Origin of the sequence: Parabacteroides merdae ATCC 43184 (genome assembly GCF_025151215.1) — a bacterium.
GTDB lineage: Bacteria > Bacteroidota > Bacteroidia > Bacteroidales > Tannerellaceae > Parabacteroides > Parabacteroides merdae.
This window is the reverse complement of the sequence record NZ_CP102286.1, coordinates 749,887-771,024: the sequence shown is the minus strand read 5'-3', so window position 1 is coordinate 771,024 and position 21,138 is coordinate 749,887. Positions and strand designations below refer to the sequence as shown.

Genomic DNA, 21,138 nt, shown 5'->3' with positions numbered 1-21,138 from the left:
TTGTCTATAAATGATTACTTCCATTCAACCTTTTTTCTAATACTTCTTTTGTGTATTTCTTCACCATCGTTGTGTTTTCCCACTTTTTTGTATAATGAAAAGTATATACTGACAAAAAGAAACAATAGAAGAAAAGAAAGACCAAAGCAGCTTTAAAATAAGATAATCGTTTTCTCAACCACCAAATTCCATTTGCTATAAGGAAAGCAATGCCAACATAACTCAAATACATATATCTATCGGCCACAATGGCATGACGAGACATATTAAAAAGATGTATTGAGAACAATAAGTTGACAAGAAACAGCAATACACCGAATACCAAATATCGATTATTCCGATAAGCTATGATCCACCCCATAAGAAACAATAGCACTACCGGATAAAGGTAATAGTGTAAGGGCGGTTCCTCCCCCAATACTATAGGAAATGGATAAAAGAAATTCAAATTAACGGGCAGCAAACTTTTAGTAATATATTCTACTAAGGCAAAACATCCAAAAAGTAAACGCTGATATAATGGGAAAATCATTTCATAAGGCCCTTTCCCTTGAGAAAGAACAGTAATAATTCCAAAAAAGAATGCCATAATGAGAAACGACATTTTCTCACTCCAGACCTCAAGATTTTTCATATTCCGGTTCGTAAACCAATCGACGATCAACAATGCCAGTGGAAAAGTAACAGCCTGTTCCTTTCCCCAAAAAGAACAAAGAAAGCACCCTATCGTTAATACATAATAAAAAATCTTTGATGTTCGTATATAACGTAAATAACAAAGTAGCCCCAAGAGATAGAAAAAAGCATATAACAACACTTTCAACGCACTGATCCAGGCAACAGCCTCCACGTTAATCGGATGGACTGCAAAAAGAAGCGTTGTAATAAAGTTTACATATAAAATTTGCTTTTCACTCACTCCTCCATGCACACGTAGAAGGGAAGAGATTAATTTCCAAACCAAACAGACACAACCGATATGCAACAACAAACTAAACATATGAAAATAAAAGGGATCATAGCCGAAACCGGCATATAACACCAAATAGCTCAAAAAGGCAAGCGGAGCATACTGCCCACCATAAAAATCAGTGAAGATATGCCACAAGTTATCGACAGTCCAACCTCTTTCCGTATAATGGCTGAACACCATCCATTGATCATCCCATCCCGTAAGGAAGCCGTTTTTTAATGTGGGATAATAAACCAATAGAGTGATTATCACCAAAATATGAATTGATAAAAAACTTCATCTTAATTGCTTTTATTATTTAAATACGAAGTAGAACAAACTCTAACAGATATTAGATAATAAAAAGACCTTTCACATATTACGAATATAACATATATATTCATAAAAAGAAAAAAAATAATTAGTTTTATTGAGAAAAATATAATTTTGTTGCTATACAGTCCAATAATAGCTTGTCTTCCAGTCTTTTTCTAGAATGTTTCTCTATATCCGGAAAAGTTTGTGTCACGCCGCCCGTTACGATAAGCCGTTTCTCCCAAGAAAAGGGCAGGCAATACCGGCGGACATGGATATGGGCAAAACTACCCGTACATGCATGCAATGCAGAGGGAGCAGGAGAGCCTTCACCACTATCGAAGAGAGAAACGGTCTCATGCCGGGCAACATGATAGGTCAACCGTATCTTGAAACCGCATTGCCTGCTAAGTTCCTTCAATATGACATTGCATCTACTGTTGCCCGGTACCGGAAATACATGACCGTCCTTGGACAGCCACTTGGACTTCTCTATGATGCGCTTGGGCACGTCCAGCAGGCGGATGTTGGACTCGGTGTTCGTCTTGCGCCGGCGGGTGATTTCTTCTTCGTACGCAGGAAATACTCGAAGTTGTTGAAAATGAATTCCCGGAATAAACTTATTTACATAACCATTGGCGATTTATATCATAAAAAAGCCTTTCACAGGCAAACGCTGTAAAAGGCCTTTTAGCTTGTGACCTGGGAGGGGCTCGAACCCTCGACCCAATGATTAAGAGTCATTTGCTCTACCAACTGAGCTACCAAGTCGATATTTGTCGGTTTTGTTTCTATTGAGTGACCTGGGAGGGGCTCGAACCCTCGACCCAATGATTAAGAGTCATTTGCTCTACCAACTGAGCTACCAAGTCATTCATGCTATCGTTGTTTCTCGATTGCGGGTGCAAAGATAAGAGTTTAATTTTTCTTCGCAAACTTTTTCCGCGTTTTTTACACAAAATTTTAATCAAATTCAAATATATCAGACGGTGTAGTCCGTTTCAGAGCATGCAGGGAAACATCCTTTCCAACCCGTACCCCTTCTTGAAACAGGCGGAAATCGACTGTCTTATAAGCAAGTTCGGGATGGTTATTGTCACGGCTCAGGTGACACAACCAGATATCTTTTAATTTGGGATCATAATGAGTTGCGAGGAATTCGGCAGCTTCACGGTTGCTCAAATGTCCGGTCGGGCTGGCTACGCGTTCCTTCAGAAAAGCAGGATACGTGCCGAATTGCAACATCTCCTCGTCATAATTGGCTTCTATGATCAGGTGGTTCGCCATGCCCATGTATTTACTTACCGTTTCGGTAATATGGCCGACATCCGTTGCCAACGTAAACTTATGATCTCCATATTCGATATAATAACCCACATTATCGGTACTATCATGCGGGACTTCGAAAGCAGTAATGCGGAAATCGCGGATCATAAAAGGCACTTCCTTTTCTATCACCTTACGCGAACTGACAAGCGTTTCCTCCACGTAGCGACTCTTGCTGATTCCTCGGTGGACGGCCTCTGTCGTATAAACAGGAATACAATGTTTCTCTCCCAGACAACCTACAGTCTTGATATGATCGGCATGATCGTGCGTGATCAGGACTGCAACAATTTTGGAGAAATCGATCGCTTTATCTTTCAACACCTTCTTTATGGTACGAATACCGATACCTGCATCAATCAACACGCCGAATTCGGGTGTTCCCAGATAATAGCAGTTTCCACTGCTTCCACTTGCTAAACTCAGAAATGATAGTTTCATTTTAATTTCCAATTCAGTCCTTAAGAGGAATTACGGGCGAAATGAGTCGGGGATCGTCACCTCCCCGATCAGCGAACAGTTCATGTGGTCCTTCACCTCTTCCGGCGTCAAGCCGTGGCCGAAAAGGAACATGAGCTTGGTAACAGCACTTTCGGTCGTACTGTCGAAACCGCTTATCACTCCCGCTTCCAACAATTTATGACCAGTCTCATACCGATGCATTTCTACACTTCCGGCACTACACTGGGTTACATTTACAATCACAATTCCCCGGCTCACCGCTTCTTTCAACATCGTCAGGAACCAATCGTAGCACGGTGCATTACCGCTTCCGAACGTTTCCATCACGACTCCCTTCAGTCCCGGTATGTTCAGGATGCTTTCCACCACCTGGGGAGAAATCCCCGGAAAAAGTTTCAGCACCGCAATATTCCGGTCCAAGAGATAATGCGGCTTCAACGGCTTTCTCGAAACAGGATGGTAAACCTGCCCAGTGTCATACTTTATATAGATACCGGCATGTGCCAGCGGCGGATAATTGTATGAACGGAAAGCATTGAAGTTGTCCGCATTGATCTTACTCGTACGGTTACCCCTCAACAAGTCATTTTCGAAAAAGATACAGACCTCCGGCACAACCGGGACACCGTTTTCCTTGGCTGCGGCGATCTCGATGGCGGTGATCAGGTTTTCTTTCCCGTCGGTCCGCAACATACCGATCGGCAATTGCGAACCGGTAAAGATGACCGGTTTACTTAAGTTTTCCAGCATAAAACTCAAAGCAGATGCCGTGAAAGACATCGTGTCCGTACCATGAAGCACGACAAAGCCGTCGTACAACTGGTAATTGTCTGCAATAATCTTTACGATCTTCATCCATGACTCCGGCCCCATCTCCGATGAATCCATAGCCGGATCGAACTGAATGGTCGAAACCGCATACCCCAACTTCTTCAGTTCCGGCATATTATCCTTCAAATGTTGGAAATTGAACGATTCCAACACGCCGGTTTCGGGGTTTTCGATCATACCGATCGTTCCGCCGGTATAGATGAGCAGGATCGAGGCTTTCTCACTTTGAATGTTTATACTTGCTGTCATATCGCAAAGTTAATAATTTTATTCTTCTCCTTTTAATACAGGGACGCTTATATGATATTTTACTGCCACTATCCGTGAAACGAATATTCCGGTAGCAGCAATAAGCTGCGTCAGTGAGGGCCCGATACCCATCTGTAAGCAAGCGTAATAAATAATGCCTCCGAACACGCATGCCAGCGCATAAATATCTTTTCGGAAAATCAGCGGAACCTCGTTAATCAGGATATCGCGGATCATACCGCCGAAAGCCCCCGTAATCGTCCCCATCACAATGGCCACCCACATCGGGAATCCGAATGTCAGCGCCTTCTCGATACCGACCACGCCGAACAGTCCCAGCCCTATCGCATCGAAAATAAAGAAAGTATTGTTCAAGCTAATCACATATTTCCTGAATATGATAACGAAGAGCAACGCCAGAGCCGATATGATGAGATAAGAGGCTTGTTCCATCCAAAAAGGGGTGGCATTGAGCAGGATATCGCGGATCGTACCGCCTCCTACCGCCGTAACCACACCGACAACATAGGCCCCGAACCAGTCAAATTGTTTGGCAGAGGCCAAACGGATGCCGCTAATCGCAAAAGCGAATGTCCCGGTGTAATCGCAAAACGTAATAAAGTCTATCATTTTGATTTTTTCTGCAAAAATAAGTATTTCCTCGCAATGTTGCGGTTTTCTATAAAGATGACCTGATAATTATTTAAACCAAACGAACATCCGGCTGTTAATTATATATAAGTTTGCATTCAAAAAGGTGCTGATGACTATCTAATTAAGGGAAAAATGAAGAAATTTATACTAACCGGACTCATTTGTCTGTTTTCGTTCCCCTGGATACGGGGACAAGAATATATACCTCAAATTACACATCGTCATTATACAAGTGACTCAACCCTACTCCAACCCCGCCGCCCTTGGAAAGCGGCACTCGAAACATTCGGACTCAATATGCTCGTCTGGAGCTTCGACCGATATATCGTAAAAGAGGATTGGGCTTATATCAACGGGCATACGATCAAAAGCAATTTCAAAAAAGGCCCGGTATGGGACACCGACCAGTTCACAACAAACCTTTTCTCCCACCCTTATCACGGTTCACTCTATTTCAACGCAGCTCGCAGCAACGGTATGAACTTCTGGCAATCCGCCCCGTTTGCAGCCGGCGGCAGTCTGATGTGGGAGTTCTTTATGGAGAATGAACCGCCTTCGATCAACGACATGCTGGCGACAACGTTCGGAGGAATCGAATTGGGTGAAATCACCTATCGGCTGTCCGACCTGTTCATAGACAACCGTTCGTCGGGAGCCGAACGTGTGGGGCGCGAGGTATTGGCAGGCATTTTGTCGCCGGTCCGCGCCTTCAACCGTATCATTTCAGGAGAAGCCTGGCGACACGGTTCTTCAAAAGGACGAACCTACTCTTCCGTTCCCGTCAATTTTATCGTCACGATGGGACCTCGTTTCCTCGCAGAACAAGAAGGTTCGAAACGGGGAACGACCAGTCTGAACATTAATTTCCGCATCGACTACGGGAATCCTTTCAACGATGATTTTTATTCTCCCTATGAATGGTTCCGCTTCAACTTCGGAATGGATTTGTTCTCTGCCCAGCCGGTGGTCAGCCAGGTCAATGCCATCGGAGCCTTATGGGGAAAAACTGTTTGGACGAAAGGGCCGCGTTCCCTTTCCGCCGGATTATTCCAACATTTCGACTTCTATAACTCGGAGCTCCGCGACGGAAGCGACCTGACCGTTCCTCCTTACCGCATCGCAGCACCGGCAGCAGCAGGAGGAGGCCTTATCTATTACAAGCAGGCCACATCGGGAGACAAGACGGATATTTACGCCGAACTGTATGCAAACGGCGTCGCTTTGGGAGCCAGCCTTTCGGATTATATGCTGCTTGGCGAACGGGATTATAACTTAGGAAGCGGCTACAGCACCAAGGCCGGTGCAGGCATCATCTACAACAGACGATTGGCTTTCCTGCTCAACATGGAAAACTATCATATCTTTACCTGGAAAGGATATGATCCGGAGATCGACTGGTCACAGGCAGATCCCGGAACCCTGAACATTCAAGGCGATGCAGGAAACGCGCGCCTGACCATCTTCTCGATGAAACTGGCTTATTTATTAATGGACAAGTGGAACATCACCCTGACAAACCGCTATTTCTCACGACGGACAAACTACCGGTATTACCCCCGGGTAGATTATTCCACTTACGACCTGATGCTCGGGCTAGGGATACGGATTTAATTCTTACGCTCCAACTCGTTCAGATTTTCCATTTTCTTGCGTTGCAGAAACTCGTAGATACCTTCGAGATGTTCCGTCACTTTCTTGTTTCCGAATTCATAAACTTTGGTCACAAGACCGTCCAGGAAGTCTCGGTCATGCGAAACGACGATCAGCGTCCCGTCAAAGTCCATCAAGGCTTGTTTCAGGATATCTTTCGTCTTCATATCCAGATGGTTCGTCGGCTCGTCAAGAATCAGCAGATTGACGGGTTCCAGCAATAGTTTAATCATTGCCAAGCGGGTACGTTCGCCACCGGAGAGCACCTTTACCTTTTTTGCAGAATTCTCGCCCCCGAACATGAAAGCCCCCAACAAATCCTTTATTTTGTTGCGGATATCCCCTTTTGCGACATCGTCTATCGTTTGGAACACTGTCAGGTTTTCATCCAAAAGGGAAGCCTGGTTCTGCGCAAAATAGCCGATCATCACGTTATGCCCGATCGTCAACGTGCCGTCATGCTCGAGTTCTTTCATGATACATTTTACCAGCGTAGATTTACCTTCGCCATTCTTTCCGACAAAAGCGATCTTGTCACCCCGCTCGATCGTCAGATTGGCATTACGGAAAACAGTATGGTCTCCATACGATTTAGACACATTCTCGATCGTCACCGGATAAGAACCCGAACGGGGCGAAGGCGGGAACTTCAGGCGCAGAGCGGAAGTGTCTTCTTCATCGACTTCCAGTATTTCCAGCTTTTCAAGCATCTTCACGCGGCTCTGCACTTGCAAAGTTTTGGAATAAGTGCCTTTGAAACGCTCGATAAAGTCCTTCGTTTCAGCAATAAACTTCTGTTGCTCGTCGTATGCCTTCTGTTGCTGCTCGCGGCGTTCCTTGCGCAGCTGCAGATATTGGCTGTAATTGACTTTATAGTCATAGATACGCCCCATCGTAACTTCGATCGTGCGAGTCGTGATATGATCCACAAAAGCCCGATCGTGACTGATCACTACGACCGCTTGCCCGTTATCGATCAGAAAATCTTCCAACCACTGGATGGACTCGATATCGAGGTGGTTGGTTGGCTCGTCCAGCAAAAGCACATCCGGTTTCTTCAGCAACAGTTTTGCCAATTCGATACGCATACGCCAACCACCGCTGAACTCGCTTGTCTGACGGTTAAAGTCTTCACGGGTGAAACCAAGCCCTAACAGAGTCTTCTCTATATCGGCGTCATAATTGATTTCCTCGATGGAATAGAACTTCTCGCTCAATGTCGATACGCGTTCGATCAGTTCCATATAGCTGTCCGATTCATAATCGGTGCGTGTCTCCAATTCTTTGTTGAGAGCAGCGATCTCTGCTTCCATCTCGTGCAGATGAACGAAAGCCTGAGCAGTCTCTTCAAACACCGTACGGCCATCTTCCGTCATCAAATGCTGCGGAAGATATGCGATAACGGTATCTTTCGGGGCAGACACTTTCCCGCGAGTCGGTTCACGCACACCCGCCAATATCTTCAGCAAAGTAGATTTACCCGCCCCGTTCTTTCCCATCAGGGCAATCCGGTCTTTCTCGTTAATGACAAAAGATATATCCGAAAATAATGCGCTACCGCCAAACTCTACTGTTAGTCCGTCTACTGAAATCATATAATATATAAATGTATTGCTTTTATAAAACGAGCGGCAAAGGTAAGAAATAAATAGGTACGATAATAATTGAATTAGAAGCGGTAGCAGTTTCGTTTTAAACGAATACCTTTTTTAAAAGAATAACAACAAATCCTTTTACCCAAAAACGTCAGTCCAAATCTTTCTCATGCAACCAAGCGGAAAGCAAATCTGCCACTTCAATATTATTCAAATCCGAGAAAGGGAAATGTGTGTTACCGTGCAATCCGGCTTCCGGCAGATGGACAACCGTGACATTTCCCCCCAGTTCGTTCAACATTTGTGCCCATTTGCGCATCAGATATAAACGCCGCGTCCACTCGTATAACTCTGGTTGTTCGTCCGTTTCCGGCAGATTGTCTCCGTAATATACGACAATCGGTATTTTAGTGTACTCCATAAAATCAGACATAGGGACTTCAACCCCTTCCGTTTTCCTGGATAGTGTCAGAATCTTTCCCTCCTCCGGAACTTGTCCTTCGGGAAAAGGGACTCCCCCACCCGGTTCATAGGATACGATTCCCTTGATATTCTTTGTCTTCAACAACGTTCTCCATCCGACAGGACCACCTTGAGAATGCGTGACGAAAACTGCTGGCCCTATCTTGTCGAACAAAGCTGCGTATGCATCAGAATAGACTTCAAAATCAACAGACCCGACAGTCGGTGTCATCTGCCGGAAATACTGATCGAGAGCATCTTTGTCACGACTGAACTGCACCCCGTCGAAAAAATCAGGCCAAATACCGAGACGAAAACGGTTGAACCAGATCTCTTCATCAAAAACGGGCGACAAAGTAACTGTCTCCGTTCCCCTCCCGGCATTCCCCCGACGAGGCTGATCGACAAGATACGTGGAGAATCCCCGACGCAAAAAGATATTCTGGAATCCCTCGCGCCCGTCAGGTGTCGTCTCCCACGTTTTGGAGAATTGTCCTACTCCGTGAGCAAAAACGAGTGGATATTTTTGTGCATCAACCGGCTTCTGATAAAACACGTATGCATGGTCGCCATGATAAGTACGTCCCAATGAATCGGTCAGTACCGTACCGCCAACGGCAAAACTGCCCTGTTCGACAATCTTCAATACTGAACTACGGGAACATGCAGCCAACAAAAGCAACACACTCAAACCTAATGCAATCAGATTTTTCATTCCTATACTTGTAATTATTTCTGAACTTTAGATTCCTGCAAAGCATCATAACGACTGCCGATAACCGGAATGGCAGCAACAGCCTCCTCCAATTCTCTCATTTCGCTCTCCGTGAAACGAATTTCTGCCGCCCGCAGATTTTCTTCCAAATGGGAAAGTTTTGTCGTTCCGGGAATCGGTACGATAAACGGCTTCTTATTCATCAGCCATGCCAAGGCAACTTGAGCCGGAGTGATTCCTCTCGTTCTACCAAACACGTTAAGTACTTCCACGATACGCATATTGGCACGAATAGCATCGGGTTGAAAACGCGGTAAAGTCTGACGATTGTCATTCGCCGCTTCGAATCGCGTATATTCATTGATCATGCCACCCAAGAATCCCCGGTTGAGAGGACTGTACGGAACAAAGCCGATACCCAGCTCCTCACAGACCGGCAATACATTCTCTTCTACATTGCGGTGCATAAAATGGTATTCACTTTGTATGGCCGTAACAGGGCAGACCGCATGCGCACGGCGAATTGTTTCGGCATTCACTTCGCAAAGTCCGAAATGCAATACCTTTCCTTCCCGAATCAGTTCTTTGACAGTATCAGCAACTACTTCGACAGATGTATTCGGGTCAATACGGTGCTGATAAAAGATACCAAGCGTTTCGACACCAAGATTGCGTAAAGAATTTTCACAAACCCGGCGGATATTGGCCGGAGTACTATCCTCCTCCGTCTTGATCTGCACGCCATTTACAAATTTATGCCCGAATTTAGAGGAAACGAACACACGCCCCTCATAACCTTTCAAAGCCTCCCCCATTAGTTTCTCGTTCTTATGATAGCCATAGCTTTCAGCAGTATCGAAAAGTGTTACGCCACGTTCTATCGCTTCACGTATCAAGGCAATCGCCTGCTCTTTACCTGGATGCTGACTGCGATGATGGTTCAATCCCATGCAACCGAATCCCATCGCCGAAACGTTCATGGCAGCAGTGCCACTACCCAGTGTCCGCCGATTATGAACAGCAGCCATACCTGCAAGACCAGTATACGGTCTCCCGGATATATTCATTACTGCCGGTTCCGAGCCTACCGCCTTCCCGGTTGTCGAAGCCACACAAAATGTAGAACCAGCCAATACCGCCTGCCTCAAAAAACGACGACGGTTCATACCATGTTCATTGTTCCATTCTTTTTCCATTTCCTGTTGCATTTTTTACATATTCTGTTTTCTGTTGCAAAAATAGAAAGGAACATTCACACGGTCCGTACCAAAACTACGGATAGAAATACCAATTTCATCGATCGGTTAATAAACCTATCGTTTCAGCATCCTATTTCTGTCAAAAAAAGTAACTTTGTATCCACAAGGAGAATAGCTTATGAGTGAAATAATGAAAATTGACACAGTTCGGCAATACAATGACTATTTCGGAGTAGAGACTTTACATCTCTCAGTCAGCGTCATCGAAGGATGTAAGGCAAAGCCATTACGGTATTGCCGGAAGTTATACAACCTATATGCCATCTTATTGAAAGATACAGATTGCGGACAGCTGAAATATGGGCAAAGCTGTTACGACTACCGGCAAGGCACAATGCTTTTTCTGGCACCCGGACAAATAATGGGGTCTGAAGACGACGGAAGGCTACATCAACCAGAAGGCTGGGTATTGGCTTTCCATCCTGAATTTTTGCAAAAGACACCATTAGCTCGTCTGATAAAAGAATATTCTTATTTTTCCTATAATGCAAACGAAGCATTGCATCTTTCGGAACAAGAACGCAAAATCGTCCTCGAATGTATGGAAAAGATACGGACAGAATTACAACATCCCATCGACAAACACAGCAAATCACTGATAACGGATAATATCAAACTGCTACTCGATTACTGTATTCGTTTTTATGACCGACAATTCATTACACGCGAAAATGTAAATCATGATATCCTGACGCGTTTCGAAAGTCTTTTGGATGATTATTTCGCCTCAAATGCACCAGCAGAAAGCGGTATGCCATCGGTACAATATTGCGCCGACAAACTTTGTCTGTCGGCCAATTACCTGGGAGACTTGTTAAGAAAAGAAACCGGGATATCTGCCTTGAAACATATTCAACAGAAAACATTGGATATAGCCCGGGAACGAATGTCCGATACTTCGAAATCCATCGGTGAGATATCTTATGAACTGGGATTTCCTTATCCCCAGCATTTCAGCCGTTGGTTCAAGAGAATGACAGGATATACTCCCAACGGGTACAGGATGGCAAACTAACTGACTGAACCTTGCCATCCCACCCGGTCAAAAAGAGAGATTTATTTCACGACTTCCGGACGTATCAAACCACCACCGATCGAAACACGATCCTTCCCAGTCAGAGACATATCAATAATATAAGAGTTTCGCTGGTTCACTTCCGTCTGACTTTTATGGGCATGGAAAATATAGCGGTATCTGCCCGCCTTGTCCAAAAAGGGTGCACCATGACCGGTTCCGACAAGTTCTTCCACTTTATGCAAAAGCGGATTTTTCTCGCTTTTCCTCCATGGACCGAAAGGAGAATCCGAGGTTGCATAACCTACGGCATAATCCTGACTTCTGAAGTCATTTGCGGAGTAGAACATATAATAAAGCCCGCCCTGCTTGACAATAGAAGGCCCTTCAACCACCTTTCCGAACACCAGCTCCCACGGTTCGGTAGCTTCAACACATTGCGTCAATGTTTCTTCTTTGATCTCTTTCAGATTATCTTTCAGCTCCGCACACCAAATCACATTACCGTTTGTAAAGCGAACAAAATAAAGATAGGCTTTCCCGTCCTCATCGAAAAAGACGGATGTATCGATTCCTTTTTCTTCTCGAATCGGCTTCTTTTCATCTTGCACAAATGGGCCCAAAGGAGAATCGGACGTGGCAACACAGACATGTTCCTCTACCGAATAGAACATATAAAACTTCTTATCCTCCTCCACATAGTAGACCTCCGGCGCCCAAAACCATTTATCCCCGTAAGAATCTTCTTTACTCAGTGCCAGGCGCGGAGAACGCTCCCACGATTTCATGTCTTTAGAACTGTACACCTCGAAACCGTCCGCACGGGATGTTCCATAGGCATAATAGGTATCATTGTAAAACAGGATATAAGGATCGGCAATCGGCAACACATCCGAAACCAGTTCTTTCCCTAAAGCAGTCATATTTACCGAAACAACACACAACAGCATCAATAGCATTTTCTTCAACGTATCCGTCTTCATAAATGTATCCGTTTATTATTTGATAATTGAGAATTTCACACGCCGACAAAGATAATCAATTATTTTCTTCTACAATATATTTGTTTTGTTTATGAAAATTCCTATCTTTGCACCCGCTAATACAAACAGCTTAAATTAATTATTCAAACATGGCAACAAAAATTAGATTGCAAAGACACGGTCGCAAAAGCTACGCTTTTTATCAGATCGTAGTCGCAGACAGCAGGGCTCCACGTGATGGAAAGTTTATTGAAAGGATAGGTTCTTATAATCCGAACACTAATCCTGCTACAGTAGATTTGAACTTCGAAAGAGCTTTGTATTGGTTACAGGTAGGTGCACAACCTACAGATACCACTCGTAACATTCTTTCCCGCGAAGGTGTTTGCTTGAAAAAACACTTATTGGAAGGTGTTAAGAAGGGTGCATTCGACGAAGCTACTGCTGAAACTAAGTTTCAGGCTTGGTTGAAAAACAAACAGGCTTCTGTTCAAGCAGTAAAGGACAAAGATAGCGAAGCTGCAAAAGCTGCCGCCATTGCTCGTCTGGAAGCTGAAAAAGAAGCAAATAAGGCAAAAGCTGAAATCGTAGCTAAAAAGAAAGCAGAATTGGCAGCCGCTGAAGCTGCTAAGCAAGCTGAAGAAGCAGCTGCTGCCGCTCCAGCAGAAGAAGCTCCTGCAGCAGAAAGCGCTGAATAATTCGAGCTTTGCCAAAATAAAAAAGAGGATATCTTTGCAGATATCCTCTTTTTTTTATCCCTTTATCTCTCCTCGCGAACATTCGCAGAAGTTAAAAACGCCCGATCCTACACGAGAATCGGGCGTTCCAAATCACAACATTTCCAACAGAAATATATCAAAACCTTATTTTTTCAGCAAGAAATTATCTATCTGCTCTACAAACTGTTCTTTTGATAAAGCTCCCTGGGCTATCTGTGGTTTACCCGTCTTGGGGATGAACAGCAACGTCGGGATACTCTGTATACCAAATGCCGAAGCCAGCTCTTTTTCATTATCTACATTTATCTTATAAATAACGATATCGTCCTTATACTGTGCAGCCAGTTCTTTCAGGATCGGAGATACTTTCTTGCAAGGACCGCACCAATCTGCATAAAAATCAATAATAGCAGGTTTGTTTCCTTCGTACACCCATTGAGTCTGATTCTTTTCGTAATTATATACTTTCGACAGGAAGTCCGCTTTATTCAAAACAATCACTTCCCCCTGCGCTGATGACACCTTTTCCGTTTCATTTTTTTCTGGTTTTGCAGACATGGAGCAACTGACCAAAATCAGCGCGGCCACAACCATCAATAAACTTTTCAAACTTCTCATATAAAACTTATTACTATTTAATTATTATCACTTACAAAAGTAACAATAAAAAGACACAAACGTTTATTCTCAGTGGTTAAAAGAAAATGAATAGAGTGAAAAGAAAAAATATCCATCACCAAATTTGATTATTCGAAAATAATCACTACTTTTGCACTGCAATTAAAAAATACTTGCATACATATTGGAGAGATGGCAGAGTGGTCGATTGCGGCGGTCTTGAAAACCGTTGAACTGAGAGGTTCCGGGGGTTCGAATCCCTCTTTCTCCGCAGAACCTACTGGACAGAAATGGTCAGCGAACGGACAAAAAGCTACAAATCAATGATTTGTGGCTTTTTTTATTGCCCGAAAGTCCTGCTTCCAAGCGATGCAAAGGAATGCATTCTCACAATTTGTTACCCAATATCGCTTGAATACTGCTTGTGAACTTTTCCAATTTCAAAACATGGATGCTTTGAAATCAAAATTACCTATATTTGAACATTGAAACTTAATAAACAACTTATATGGAACTATCAGCAAGTAAAATCCCACGTATTGAAGTAGTCGATGCACTAAGAGGATTTGCCGTCATGGCAATTATTTTAGTGCATAATCTGGAACATTTTATCTTTCCAGTCTATCCAACAGAACAACCAGCATGGCTAGCCGTCTTAAACGACGGAGTGTTTAACGTCATTTTTTCCCTGTTTGCAGGAAAAGCTTATGCTATTTTCGCTCTTTTGTTCGGGTTTACATTCTATATCCAATGTCATAATCAGACAAAGAAAGGAAAAGACTTCGGCTACCGCTTCTTATGGCGATTGGTTCTGTTGCTTGGCTTCGCAACCTTGAATGCCGCTTTTTTCCCGGCCGGAGACGTACTGTTGTTATTTGCCGTAGTAGGTTTGGTTTTATTTCTGGTCCGCAAATGGAGTGACAAAGCGATCTTGATCACAGCTATTATATTATTAATCCAACCTATAGAATGGTATCACTACATCATGAGTCTGCTCAATCCTGCCCATGCTCTGCCGGATCTCGGCGTAGGCGCCATGTACAGTGAGGTCGCCGAATATACCAAAGCCGGAAATTTCCTGGACTTCATCTGGGGCAATATCACGTTAGGACAAAAAGCAAGTTTGTACTGGGCTATCGGAGCCGGACGTTTTCTGCAGACGGCAGGTCTATTCCTGGTGGGACTTTATATCGGCAGAAAAGAACTATTCGTTACAAGCGAAACACACCTGCGTTTTTGGGTAAAGGTTCTTATTATTGCTGCAATCTGTTTCGCTCCCTTGTATTCCTTAAAAGAACAGATCATGGCAAGCGACAATGCCTTGATCAAGCAAACCGTAGGGACAGCTTTCGACATGTGGCAGAAATTTGCGTTTACATTCATCCTCGTTTCCTCGTTTGTACTCTTATACCAGAAAGAATGCTTCAGGAAAGCTGTTTCAGCTCTGCGTTTTTACGGTAAGATGAGCCTGACAAATTATATCGCGCAATCAATCATGGGAGCGATCATCTATTTCCCGTTCGGACTATATTTAGCTCCTTATTGTGGCTATACAATAAGTTTACTAATCGGGTTCGCCCTCTTCCTGTTACAAGTTTCGTTCTGCAAATGGTGGCTGGCAAGCCACAAACAAGGTCCCTTGGAAAGCATATGGCATAAATGGACTTGGATGTTCTCGAACAATAAATAAAAAACATGAGGCAGTGGATACTGCCTCATCAATATATAAGCCTGATTTTATTTCTTCAGAAGAGGCAAATAATCCCCATAACCTTCTTCTTTCATCTTTTCTTTCGGGATAAACCGCAGTGAAGCGCTGTTTATACAATATCGTAGACCTCCTTTATCGGCAGGACCATCCGGAAAGACATGACCTAAATGAGCATTCCCCGTCTGGCTGCGTACTTCTGTCCGGGTCATTCCATGCGAAGTATCCGGCTTTTCGACAATCAGTTTCTTATCAATCGGTTTGGAAAAACTGGGCCAGCCACAGCCGGAATCAAACTTATCGGTAGATACGAAAAGCGGTTCACCAGTCGTAATATCGACATAGATTCCTTCCCTATGCTCATTCCAGTACTCATTGCGGAATGCAGGCTCCGTGGCATTTTTTTGCGTTACGGCATACTGTATGTCCGAAAGTTTATTCTTAAGAGTCACATCATCCGGCTTTGCATAAACAGGACGGGCATTAGCTTTCCGTGCCAATTCAAACAATTTCGGATTAATATGGCAATAACCGCCCACATTCTTATCCAAATAATCCTGATGGTATTCCTCCGCAGCATAAAAATTAACGAGTGGCATCACCTCGATGGCGATCGGCTTCGCATAGTCTTTTGCCAAATCCTTAATGGCAGCTTCGATCACCGGAGCATCGTCTTTATCGATATAATAAATGCCCGTACGATATTGTAAACCACTGTCCCCACCCTGACGGTTGACACTAGTCGGATCTATCGTCTGAAAGTACAAATCTAACAGTAGATCCAAGTCGACCGTTCGCGGATCATAAACAACCTTAACTGTTTCTACCGCTCCGGTATTCCCGGTGCACACCTCTTTATAGGTTGGATTGGGAACTTGGCTGTTGGCATAACCGACTTCCGTTTGTTCCACACCTCTGATCTGTTTCAAGAAATGTTCCGTACCCCAGAAGCAACCGCCTGCCAGATATATTTCAGCCTTGTCTTTCATCTTCATATTTTCTTGTTTCATTAAATCAAACTCTTTCCTGTTCCCAGCGTTGCCAGCCACACTGACACATGCCAATAACAGTGCAATAATAGCAATATTTCTCATAGCCTATCTATTTCTCAAATAACAAATCGGAAATATTTTTTGTTGTTATAGAAAAATAAAGTCATAACATATAAATGGAAAATAAAGATTATCAAAAACGTGTGGCTGCCATACATGACTTGTCCGGATTCGGAAAATGCTCTCTAACTGTTGCTTTGCCTATCCTTTCCGCCGCCGGAATAGAAGCATGTGCCATGCCGACCGCCATATTATCGACTCATACAGGAGGAATCAGCGGATACACTTACCGCGACCTGACAAGCGACATGCGGGCTTTTATGCAGCACTGGAAGTCGCTCGATATACAATTCGATGCGACCTACAGCGGTTTCTTAGGTTCATTCGAACAACTGGACCTCGTCAAAGAGTTTTTCGAACTATTCAGATCAAAAAACAACCTGATCCTGGTAGATCCGGTAATGGCGGACAACGGAGAACTATATCGCATATTCCAGCCTGAGTTTGCAACAGGCATGAGATCCTTATGCAGGAAAGCAGACATCATCGTCCCTAACCTGACCGAAGCTGCTTTATTACTGGAAGAGAGCTACCATCCCGGTCCCTATACGCAGGCCTATATCGAAAAAATCTTAAAAAAACTAAGCAAGCTCGGACCGAAAAAGATCGTACTGACCGGTGTATACTTTGAAGAAAAGAAATTGGGAGCTGCGACCTACGACCAAAGGAAAGATTCGACAGACTACCTGTTTTCCGAAAGGATACCAGGAAGTTATCACGGAACAGGAGATGTTTTTGCGAGCGCCCTGTTATCCGGCCTGCTGAATAACTTCAGCTTAAGCGAATCAGCACAAATAGCCGTAAACTTCACAGCAGACAGTATACGCCGGACATATAATGTAAAAACGGACTACCGCTTTGGTGTTAATTTTGAACAATGTATCCCCGACTTTCTAAAAGAACTCAAACTGATATAGTTTTTCCAATTTTATTTTTCATCTTTGTAAAAATAACAAGACAAGAACATGAATAAAACTAAAATAGCGATTTCCGGTATAGGAGCTGTAGGCGGCTACTACGGAGGACTATTAGCTGCCCGTTACAAAGACTCTGAAGATATTGACATCTATTTCATTTCCCGGGGTGAAAACCTGGAAGAGATACGTAAGAACGGCATCGAAGTCAAAAATACATTCCTGACGATCAAAGCAAAACCAACCCTCGCAACCGACAATCCTGCTGAAATAGGACCAGTCGATTACCTGTTTTGCTGTACCAAAAGCTACGACTTGGAGGAGAATATAGTTCAGCTGACTCCGATCATCGGCCCTAATACGGTTATCATTCCCCTGCTGAACGGAGCGGATATAGCGGAACGCATACAAAAGCTATTACCGAACAATGAGGTTTGGAAAGGATGCGTTTACATCGGTTCCCGCTTGGTCAGACCGGGAAGAGTGGAAAAGTTCACCATAAAGGACCGGATGTTCTTCGGAAGTAAACAAGGAAACAAGAAACGACAGAAAGACTTACAGGATATATTGGCCAACGCCCGTATCCTTACCACAATACCGGATGACATTGACTTGGAAATCTGGAAGAAATTCTTCATGATCTCGACCGCCGCCACTATCACCTCCTATTTCAATGAAACGATTGGCGAAGTGGTAAATAACCATATCGATCTGTTCATCACATTAGGTTATGAACTCAAAAGCGTGGCAGAAGCCAAAGGGATTCGTCTGCCGGACGGTCAAGTATTCTCCGCCATCGACGCCCAGAAGATCATGCCTAACAACTCCACAACCTCCATGCACAGTGATTTTCAAAAAGGCAATCGCACCGAAGTGGAAACATTGACAGGCTATGTCGTACGAACTGCCCAAGAATTGGGAATCGAAGTTCCGACCTATCAATTCATGTACAAAGGGTTGACCGAATTTCCCTATCCGGTGGCGGATTAATTTCCCAATAAGGGAAAGAGAGTATGTCGAAACCTAATGGGTTTTCCGGCAAGCTCTCTTCTCTTATTCTTACTCTGTCCAGACAAACAAATCTAATTATTAATAGTATATGAAAAACAAATTTTATCTCTATTGTATCCTGTGCTTTCTATTCAACGTTGCAGGATATTCGCAAAGTACAGTTTTCGAATCGCTCTCTTTCGAAAGTAACAAATTAGGTAGGAAAGTTTCCTACTCCATCTACCTGCCTTCCGACTACAACACCTCGAAAAGGAATTACCCGGTCCTCTACCTCTTGCATGGTTATACGGACAATGAAACCAACTGGATACAGATGGGACAAATGAAAACGATTGCCGACCGTGCCATCGCAAACGAGGAAGCCGTGCCGATGATAATCGTCATGCCGGACGCATGGGACACTTGGTATATCAACCAGTATGATGGAAAAGTACCTTATGAAGACATGTTTTTTGAAGAACTTATCCCCTATATGGAAAAAACATACCGGATTCGCAGTGACAAAGAAAGCCGGGCAATTGCCGGATTGTCGATGGGTGGCTACGGATCATTCCTGTACAGCTTGCATCATCCGGACATGTTCTGCGCATGTGCTCCGTTGAGTGCCGCCGTTTTCGACGACACAGTCATGGAGGCAAGAAAAAACAAATCGCACAAGGATTTATTCAACCGCCTGTTCGGGCCGGGAGACGAACACTGGAAGCAAAACAATGTCTTGAAGATCCTTTCCGACTGGAATCAAAACAACTTGCCCAAAATTCGTTATTACATTGATTGCGGTGATGACGACGGCCTGCTGGACGGAAACATGCAGGTGCACCAGGTCATGAAGCAGAAAGGGATCAGGCATGAATTCCGAGTACGAGACGGCGGCCATAGCTGGACCTATTGGCGGACGGCCTTGCCTGAAGTTCTAAGGTTTGTCAGCCAGACTTTTTGCAGAAGTTGACAAAACCGTAATATTGGTACATCAATCCGTAATTCGTGTAAGTTGCAAACCATTTCCTTTTATTATGTTTGCAACATAAAATAACAGACTATCTAAAAAGAGTTTATTATGTTGCGAACGATCAGACTTACAACTGCACTTATCTGTTTTACGCTTGTAACCCTACTGTTTCTCGATTTCACGGGGACGTTGCATGCATGGTTCGGGTGGTTGGCGAAAGTACAGTTCCTGCCGGCGGTATTGGCACTCAACCTCGGCGTGGTACTGTTTCTCATTGTATTGACCTGGATTTTCGGTCGGGTTTACTGCTCTGTAATCTGCCCTCTCGGCATATTCCAGGATGTTGTTTCATGGCTGGCGGGGAAACGGAAGAAAAACCGTTTCCGTTATTCCCCCGCCTTGTCCTGGTTAAGATACGGAGCCATGGTGATATTTATCCTTGCCATGATCAGCGGGTTAGGAGCATGGGCGGCATTGATCGCACCTTACAGCGCTTACGGGCGTATCGCCTCTAACTTATTCGCACCCCTCTGGCAATGGGGAAACAACTTTCTGGCCTACTTGGCAGAACGGGCAGACAATTATGCTTTCTACGAAACGGAAGTCTGGCTACGGAGCCTCCCAACCTTTATCATTGCCACAGTTACCTTCATTATACTGATCATACTTGCCTGGCGGAATGGGCGAACCTATTGCAACACGATCTGCCCGGTAGGAACGTTTTTGGGATTGATCTCCCGTTTTTCCGTTTTCAAACCGGTTATCGATACGTCCAAATGCAATGGTTGCGGCTTGTGTGCCCGTAATTGCAAAGCAGCCTGTATCAATGCGAAAGTACACGAGATCGACTATAGCCGCTGTGTCGATTGCATGGACTGCATAGACAAATGCCGACAAGGGGCCATCCGATATACACGCAGAAAAACAAACAAGGCTGAAACACAGACCAACCAACCGGTCGTAGACAAGCCCGATCGTCGCAAATTCTTTACCGTATCGGCATTACTTGCCACTTCAGCCACACTGAAAGCCCAGGAAAAAGTACAACTCCCGGACAAGAAAGTCGACGGCGGACTGGCCATCATCGAAGATAAAAAGAAACCGGACCGGACAACCCCGATCACTCCTCCGGGCTCGCTGAGCGCTGCCAATTTCTCCCAGCATTGCACCGCGTGCCAGCTTTGTGTATCGGTTTGTACGAACCATGTGCTGCGTCCTTCGGGGAACCTTCAAACATTTATGCAGCCAGAAGTATCGTACGAGCGAGGATACTGTCGTCCCGAATGCGTCAAATGTTCGGAAGTTTGCCCGACCGGAGCGATCCGTCCGATCACGAAAGCGGACAAGACGGCTATCCAGATCGGACATGCCGTACTGATTCAGGAAAATTGCATCGTCAACCGGGACGGCGTCACTTGTGGCAACTGTGCCCGCCATTGCCCTACCCAGGCGATCTTGATGGTGGCAAAAGACCCGAACGACCCGGATTCGCCTCAACTGCCGGTCGTAAACGAGGAAAAATGCATCGGCTGCGGAGCCTGTGAAAACCTGTGCCCGTCGCGTCCGTTCAGCGCCATATATGTGGAAGGACACGAACAACACCGGAATATTTGATCAAGAAATAAAAGAATCATCATAT

The 21,138-nt window shown here is 44.5% G+C and carries 18 protein-coding genes, 3 tRNA genes and 2 pseudogenes; 9 read left to right on the top strand and 14 right to left on the bottom strand.

The window, feature by feature from the left end; genetic code table 11:
- Positions 1 to 4: 4 nt before the first annotated feature.
- The 8 genes and pseudogenes from NQ542_RS03050 to NQ542_RS03015 all read right to left on the bottom strand — a co-directional run bounded on the left by NQ542_RS03050 (position 5) and on the right by NQ542_RS03015 (position 4,765).
- Entirely contained in the window at positions 5 to 1,225 is a 1,221-nt protein-coding gene (locus NQ542_RS03050; RefSeq protein ID WP_005638944.1) for a hypothetical protein, read from the bottom strand.
- A gap of 180 nt (positions 1,226 to 1,405) precedes the next feature.
- Positions 1,406 to 1,633 (bottom strand): annotated as a pseudogene (locus tag NQ542_RS03045) (hypothetical protein); the annotation flags it as partial.
- Positions 1,587 to 1,829: pseudogene (locus NQ542_RS03040) on the bottom strand (site-specific integrase); the annotation flags it as partial. The pseudogenes NQ542_RS03045 and NQ542_RS03040, both read right to left, overlap by 47 nt.
- Positions 1,830 to 1,965: 136 nt before the next feature.
- Positions 1,966 to 2,038 (bottom strand) — tRNA-Lys (locus tag NQ542_RS03035).
- Positions 2,039 to 2,066: 28 nt separating this feature from the next.
- Positions 2,067 to 2,139, bottom strand: a tRNA-Lys gene (locus tag NQ542_RS03030).
- 91 nt (positions 2,140 to 2,230) lie between these two features.
- Positions 2,231 to 3,034, bottom strand: a complete 804-nt coding sequence (locus tag NQ542_RS03025) for an MBL fold metallo-hydrolase (RefSeq protein WP_005638939.1) — start codon at positions 3,032 to 3,034, stop codon at positions 2,231 to 2,233.
- Between the two features lie 30 nt (positions 3,035 to 3,064).
- A complete protein-coding gene (locus NQ542_RS03020) occupies positions 3,065 to 4,135 on the bottom strand; it encodes an asparaginase (protein WP_005638937.1) in 1,071 nt (356 codons plus the stop codon).
- 18 nt (positions 4,136 to 4,153) lie between these two features.
- Positions 4,154 to 4,765 (bottom strand): trimeric intracellular cation channel family protein, encoded by a 612-nt coding sequence (locus tag NQ542_RS03015; protein ID WP_005638935.1) that lies wholly within the window; start codon positions 4,763 to 4,765, stop codon positions 4,154 to 4,156.
- 156 nt (positions 4,766 to 4,921) lie between these two features.
- Here NQ542_RS03015 and NQ542_RS03010 point away from each other — a divergent pair, with 156 nt between their 5' ends.
- The gene (locus tag NQ542_RS03010; RefSeq protein WP_005638934.1) at positions 4,922 to 6,400 is read left to right on the top strand and encodes a DUF3943 domain-containing protein; all 1,479 of its coding nucleotides are present in this window, start codon (positions 4,922 to 4,924) and stop codon (positions 6,398 to 6,400) included.
- Here NQ542_RS03010 and NQ542_RS03005 read toward each other — a convergent pair.
- From NQ542_RS03005 to NQ542_RS02995, 3 genes are all read right to left on the bottom strand, one after another.
- Positions 6,397 to 8,034, bottom strand: coding sequence for an ABC-F family ATP-binding cassette domain-containing protein (locus tag NQ542_RS03005; RefSeq protein WP_005638933.1), 1,638 nt, complete (start codon positions 8,032 to 8,034; stop codon positions 6,397 to 6,399). The two genes, NQ542_RS03010 and NQ542_RS03005, sit on opposite strands and share 4 nt — an antisense overlap.
- Positions 8,035 to 8,185: 151 nt before the next feature.
- Entirely contained in the window at positions 8,186 to 9,211 is a 1,026-nt protein-coding gene (locus tag NQ542_RS03000; protein ID WP_005638932.1) for an alpha/beta hydrolase, read from the bottom strand.
- A 14-nt stretch (positions 9,212 to 9,225) separates the two neighbouring features.
- Positions 9,226 to 10,407 carry an aldo/keto reductase gene (locus tag NQ542_RS02995; RefSeq protein WP_005650096.1) on the bottom strand — a complete coding sequence of 394 codons (1,182 nt, stop codon included), beginning with the start codon at positions 10,405 to 10,407 and terminating at the stop codon, positions 9,226 to 9,228.
- 181 nt (positions 10,408 to 10,588) lie between these two features.
- Between NQ542_RS02995 and NQ542_RS02990 the strand changes: the two genes are divergently transcribed.
- Positions 10,589 to 11,485, top strand: a complete 897-nt coding sequence (locus tag NQ542_RS02990) for a helix-turn-helix domain-containing protein (RefSeq protein WP_005638930.1) — start codon at positions 10,589 to 10,591, stop codon at positions 11,483 to 11,485.
- Between the two features lie 41 nt (positions 11,486 to 11,526).
- Here NQ542_RS02990 and NQ542_RS02985 read toward each other — a convergent pair whose 3' ends face one another.
- Positions 11,527 to 12,468, bottom strand: coding sequence for a glycoside hydrolase family 43 protein (locus NQ542_RS02985; RefSeq protein ID WP_005638929.1), 942 nt, complete (start codon positions 12,466 to 12,468; stop codon positions 11,527 to 11,529).
- Between the two features lie 149 nt (positions 12,469 to 12,617).
- Here NQ542_RS02985 and NQ542_RS02980 point away from each other — a divergent pair, with 149 nt between their 5' ends.
- On the top strand, positions 12,618 to 13,166 hold the full coding sequence (locus NQ542_RS02980) for a 30S ribosomal protein S16 (RefSeq protein ID WP_005638928.1): 549 nt from the start codon (positions 12,618 to 12,620) through the stop codon (positions 13,164 to 13,166).
- Positions 13,167 to 13,331: 165 nt separating this feature from the next.
- Here NQ542_RS02980 and trxA read toward each other — a convergent pair whose 3' ends face one another.
- Entirely contained in the window at positions 13,332 to 13,805 is a 474-nt protein-coding gene (gene trxA / locus NQ542_RS02975) for a thioredoxin (protein ID WP_005650097.1), read from the bottom strand.
- Positions 13,806 to 13,991: 186 nt separating this feature from the next.
- Here trxA and NQ542_RS02970 point away from each other — a divergent pair.
- Both NQ542_RS02970 and NQ542_RS02965 read left to right on the top strand, forming a co-directional pair.
- A tRNA-Ser gene (locus NQ542_RS02970) sits at positions 13,992 to 14,076 on the top strand.
- A gap of 237 nt (positions 14,077 to 14,313) precedes the next feature.
- Complete coding sequence (locus NQ542_RS02965; RefSeq protein ID WP_005638918.1) at positions 14,314 to 15,495, top strand: DUF418 domain-containing protein; 1,182 nt, start codon at positions 14,314 to 14,316, stop codon at positions 15,493 to 15,495.
- 47 nt (positions 15,496 to 15,542) lie between these two features.
- Here the strand turns inward: NQ542_RS02965 and msrB are convergent, their stop codons facing one another.
- Positions 15,543 to 16,523, bottom strand: coding sequence for a peptide-methionine (R)-S-oxide reductase MsrB (gene msrB / locus NQ542_RS02960; protein WP_227226134.1), 981 nt, complete (start codon positions 16,521 to 16,523; stop codon positions 15,543 to 15,545).
- A gap of 158 nt (positions 16,524 to 16,681) precedes the next feature.
- Here msrB and NQ542_RS02955 point away from each other — a divergent pair, with 158 nt between their 5' ends.
- From NQ542_RS02955 to NQ542_RS02940, 4 genes are all read left to right on the top strand, one after another.
- Complete coding sequence (locus NQ542_RS02955; protein ID WP_005638914.1) at positions 16,682 to 17,542, top strand: pyridoxamine kinase; 861 nt, start codon at positions 16,682 to 16,684, stop codon at positions 17,540 to 17,542.
- A 48-nt stretch (positions 17,543 to 17,590) separates the two neighbouring features.
- Complete coding sequence (locus NQ542_RS02950) at positions 17,591 to 18,529, top strand: ketopantoate reductase family protein (RefSeq protein ID WP_005638912.1); 939 nt, start codon at positions 17,591 to 17,593, stop codon at positions 18,527 to 18,529.
- A 109-nt stretch (positions 18,530 to 18,638) separates the two neighbouring features.
- Positions 18,639 to 19,499, top strand: coding sequence for an alpha/beta hydrolase (locus NQ542_RS02945; RefSeq protein ID WP_005638910.1), 861 nt, complete (start codon positions 18,639 to 18,641; stop codon positions 19,497 to 19,499).
- Between the two features lie 108 nt (positions 19,500 to 19,607).
- Positions 19,608 to 21,113, top strand: a complete 1,506-nt coding sequence (locus NQ542_RS02940; RefSeq protein ID WP_005638908.1) for a 4Fe-4S binding protein — start codon at positions 19,608 to 19,610, stop codon at positions 21,111 to 21,113.
- Positions 21,114 to 21,138: the final 25 nt, after the last annotated feature.

What these genes read in the sequence shown, in the direction of transcription:
- NQ542_RS03025 (WP_005638939.1), bottom strand. Translation starts at nt 3,034, where the DNA reads ATGAAACTATCATTTCTGAGTTTAGCAAGTGGAAGCAGTGGAAACTGC.
- NQ542_RS03010 (WP_005638934.1), top strand. Translation starts at nt 4,922, where the DNA reads ATGAAGAAATTTATACTAACCGGACTCATTTGTCTGTTTTCGTTCCCC.
- NQ542_RS02990 (WP_005638930.1), top strand. Translation starts at nt 10,589, where the DNA reads ATGAGTGAAATAATGAAAATTGACACAGTTCGGCAATACAATGACTAT.
- NQ542_RS02995 (WP_005650096.1), bottom strand. Translation starts at nt 10,407, where the DNA reads ATGGAAAAAGAATGGAACAATGAACATGGTATGAACCGTCGTCGTTTT.
- NQ542_RS03000 (WP_005638932.1), bottom strand. Translation starts at nt 9,211, where the DNA reads ATGAAAAATCTGATTGCATTAGGTTTGAGTGTGTTGCTTTTGTTGGCT.
- NQ542_RS02950 (WP_005638912.1), top strand. Translation starts at nt 17,591, where the DNA reads ATGAATAAAACTAAAATAGCGATTTCCGGTATAGGAGCTGTAGGCGGC.
- NQ542_RS03015 (WP_005638935.1), bottom strand. Translation starts at nt 4,765, where the DNA reads ATGATAGACTTTATTACGTTTTGCGATTACACCGGGACATTCGCTTTT.
- msrB (WP_227226134.1), bottom strand. Translation starts at nt 16,523, where the DNA reads ATGAAACAAGAAAATATGAAGATGAAAGACAAGGCTGAAATATATCTG.
- NQ542_RS02955 (WP_005638914.1), top strand. Translation starts at nt 16,682, where the DNA reads ATGGAAAATAAAGATTATCAAAAACGTGTGGCTGCCATACATGACTTG.
- NQ542_RS02980 (WP_005638928.1), top strand. Translation starts at nt 12,618, where the DNA reads ATGGCAACAAAAATTAGATTGCAAAGACACGGTCGCAAAAGCTACGCT.
- NQ542_RS02945 (WP_005638910.1), top strand. Translation starts at nt 18,639, where the DNA reads ATGAAAAACAAATTTTATCTCTATTGTATCCTGTGCTTTCTATTCAAC.
- NQ542_RS02985 (WP_005638929.1), bottom strand. Translation starts at nt 12,468, where the DNA reads ATGAAGACGGATACGTTGAAGAAAATGCTATTGATGCTGTTGTGTGTT.
- NQ542_RS03020 (WP_005638937.1), bottom strand. Translation starts at nt 4,135, where the DNA reads ATGACAGCAAGTATAAACATTCAAAGTGAGAAAGCCTCGATCCTGCTC.
- NQ542_RS02965 (WP_005638918.1), top strand. Translation starts at nt 14,314, where the DNA reads ATGGAACTATCAGCAAGTAAAATCCCACGTATTGAAGTAGTCGATGCA.
- trxA (WP_005650097.1), bottom strand. Translation starts at nt 13,805, where the DNA reads ATGAGAAGTTTGAAAAGTTTATTGATGGTTGTGGCCGCGCTGATTTTG.
- NQ542_RS02940 (WP_005638908.1), top strand. Translation starts at nt 19,608, where the DNA reads ATGTTGCGAACGATCAGACTTACAACTGCACTTATCTGTTTTACGCTT.
- NQ542_RS03005 (WP_005638933.1), bottom strand. Translation starts at nt 8,034, where the DNA reads ATGATTTCAGTAGACGGACTAACAGTAGAGTTTGGCGGTAGCGCATTA.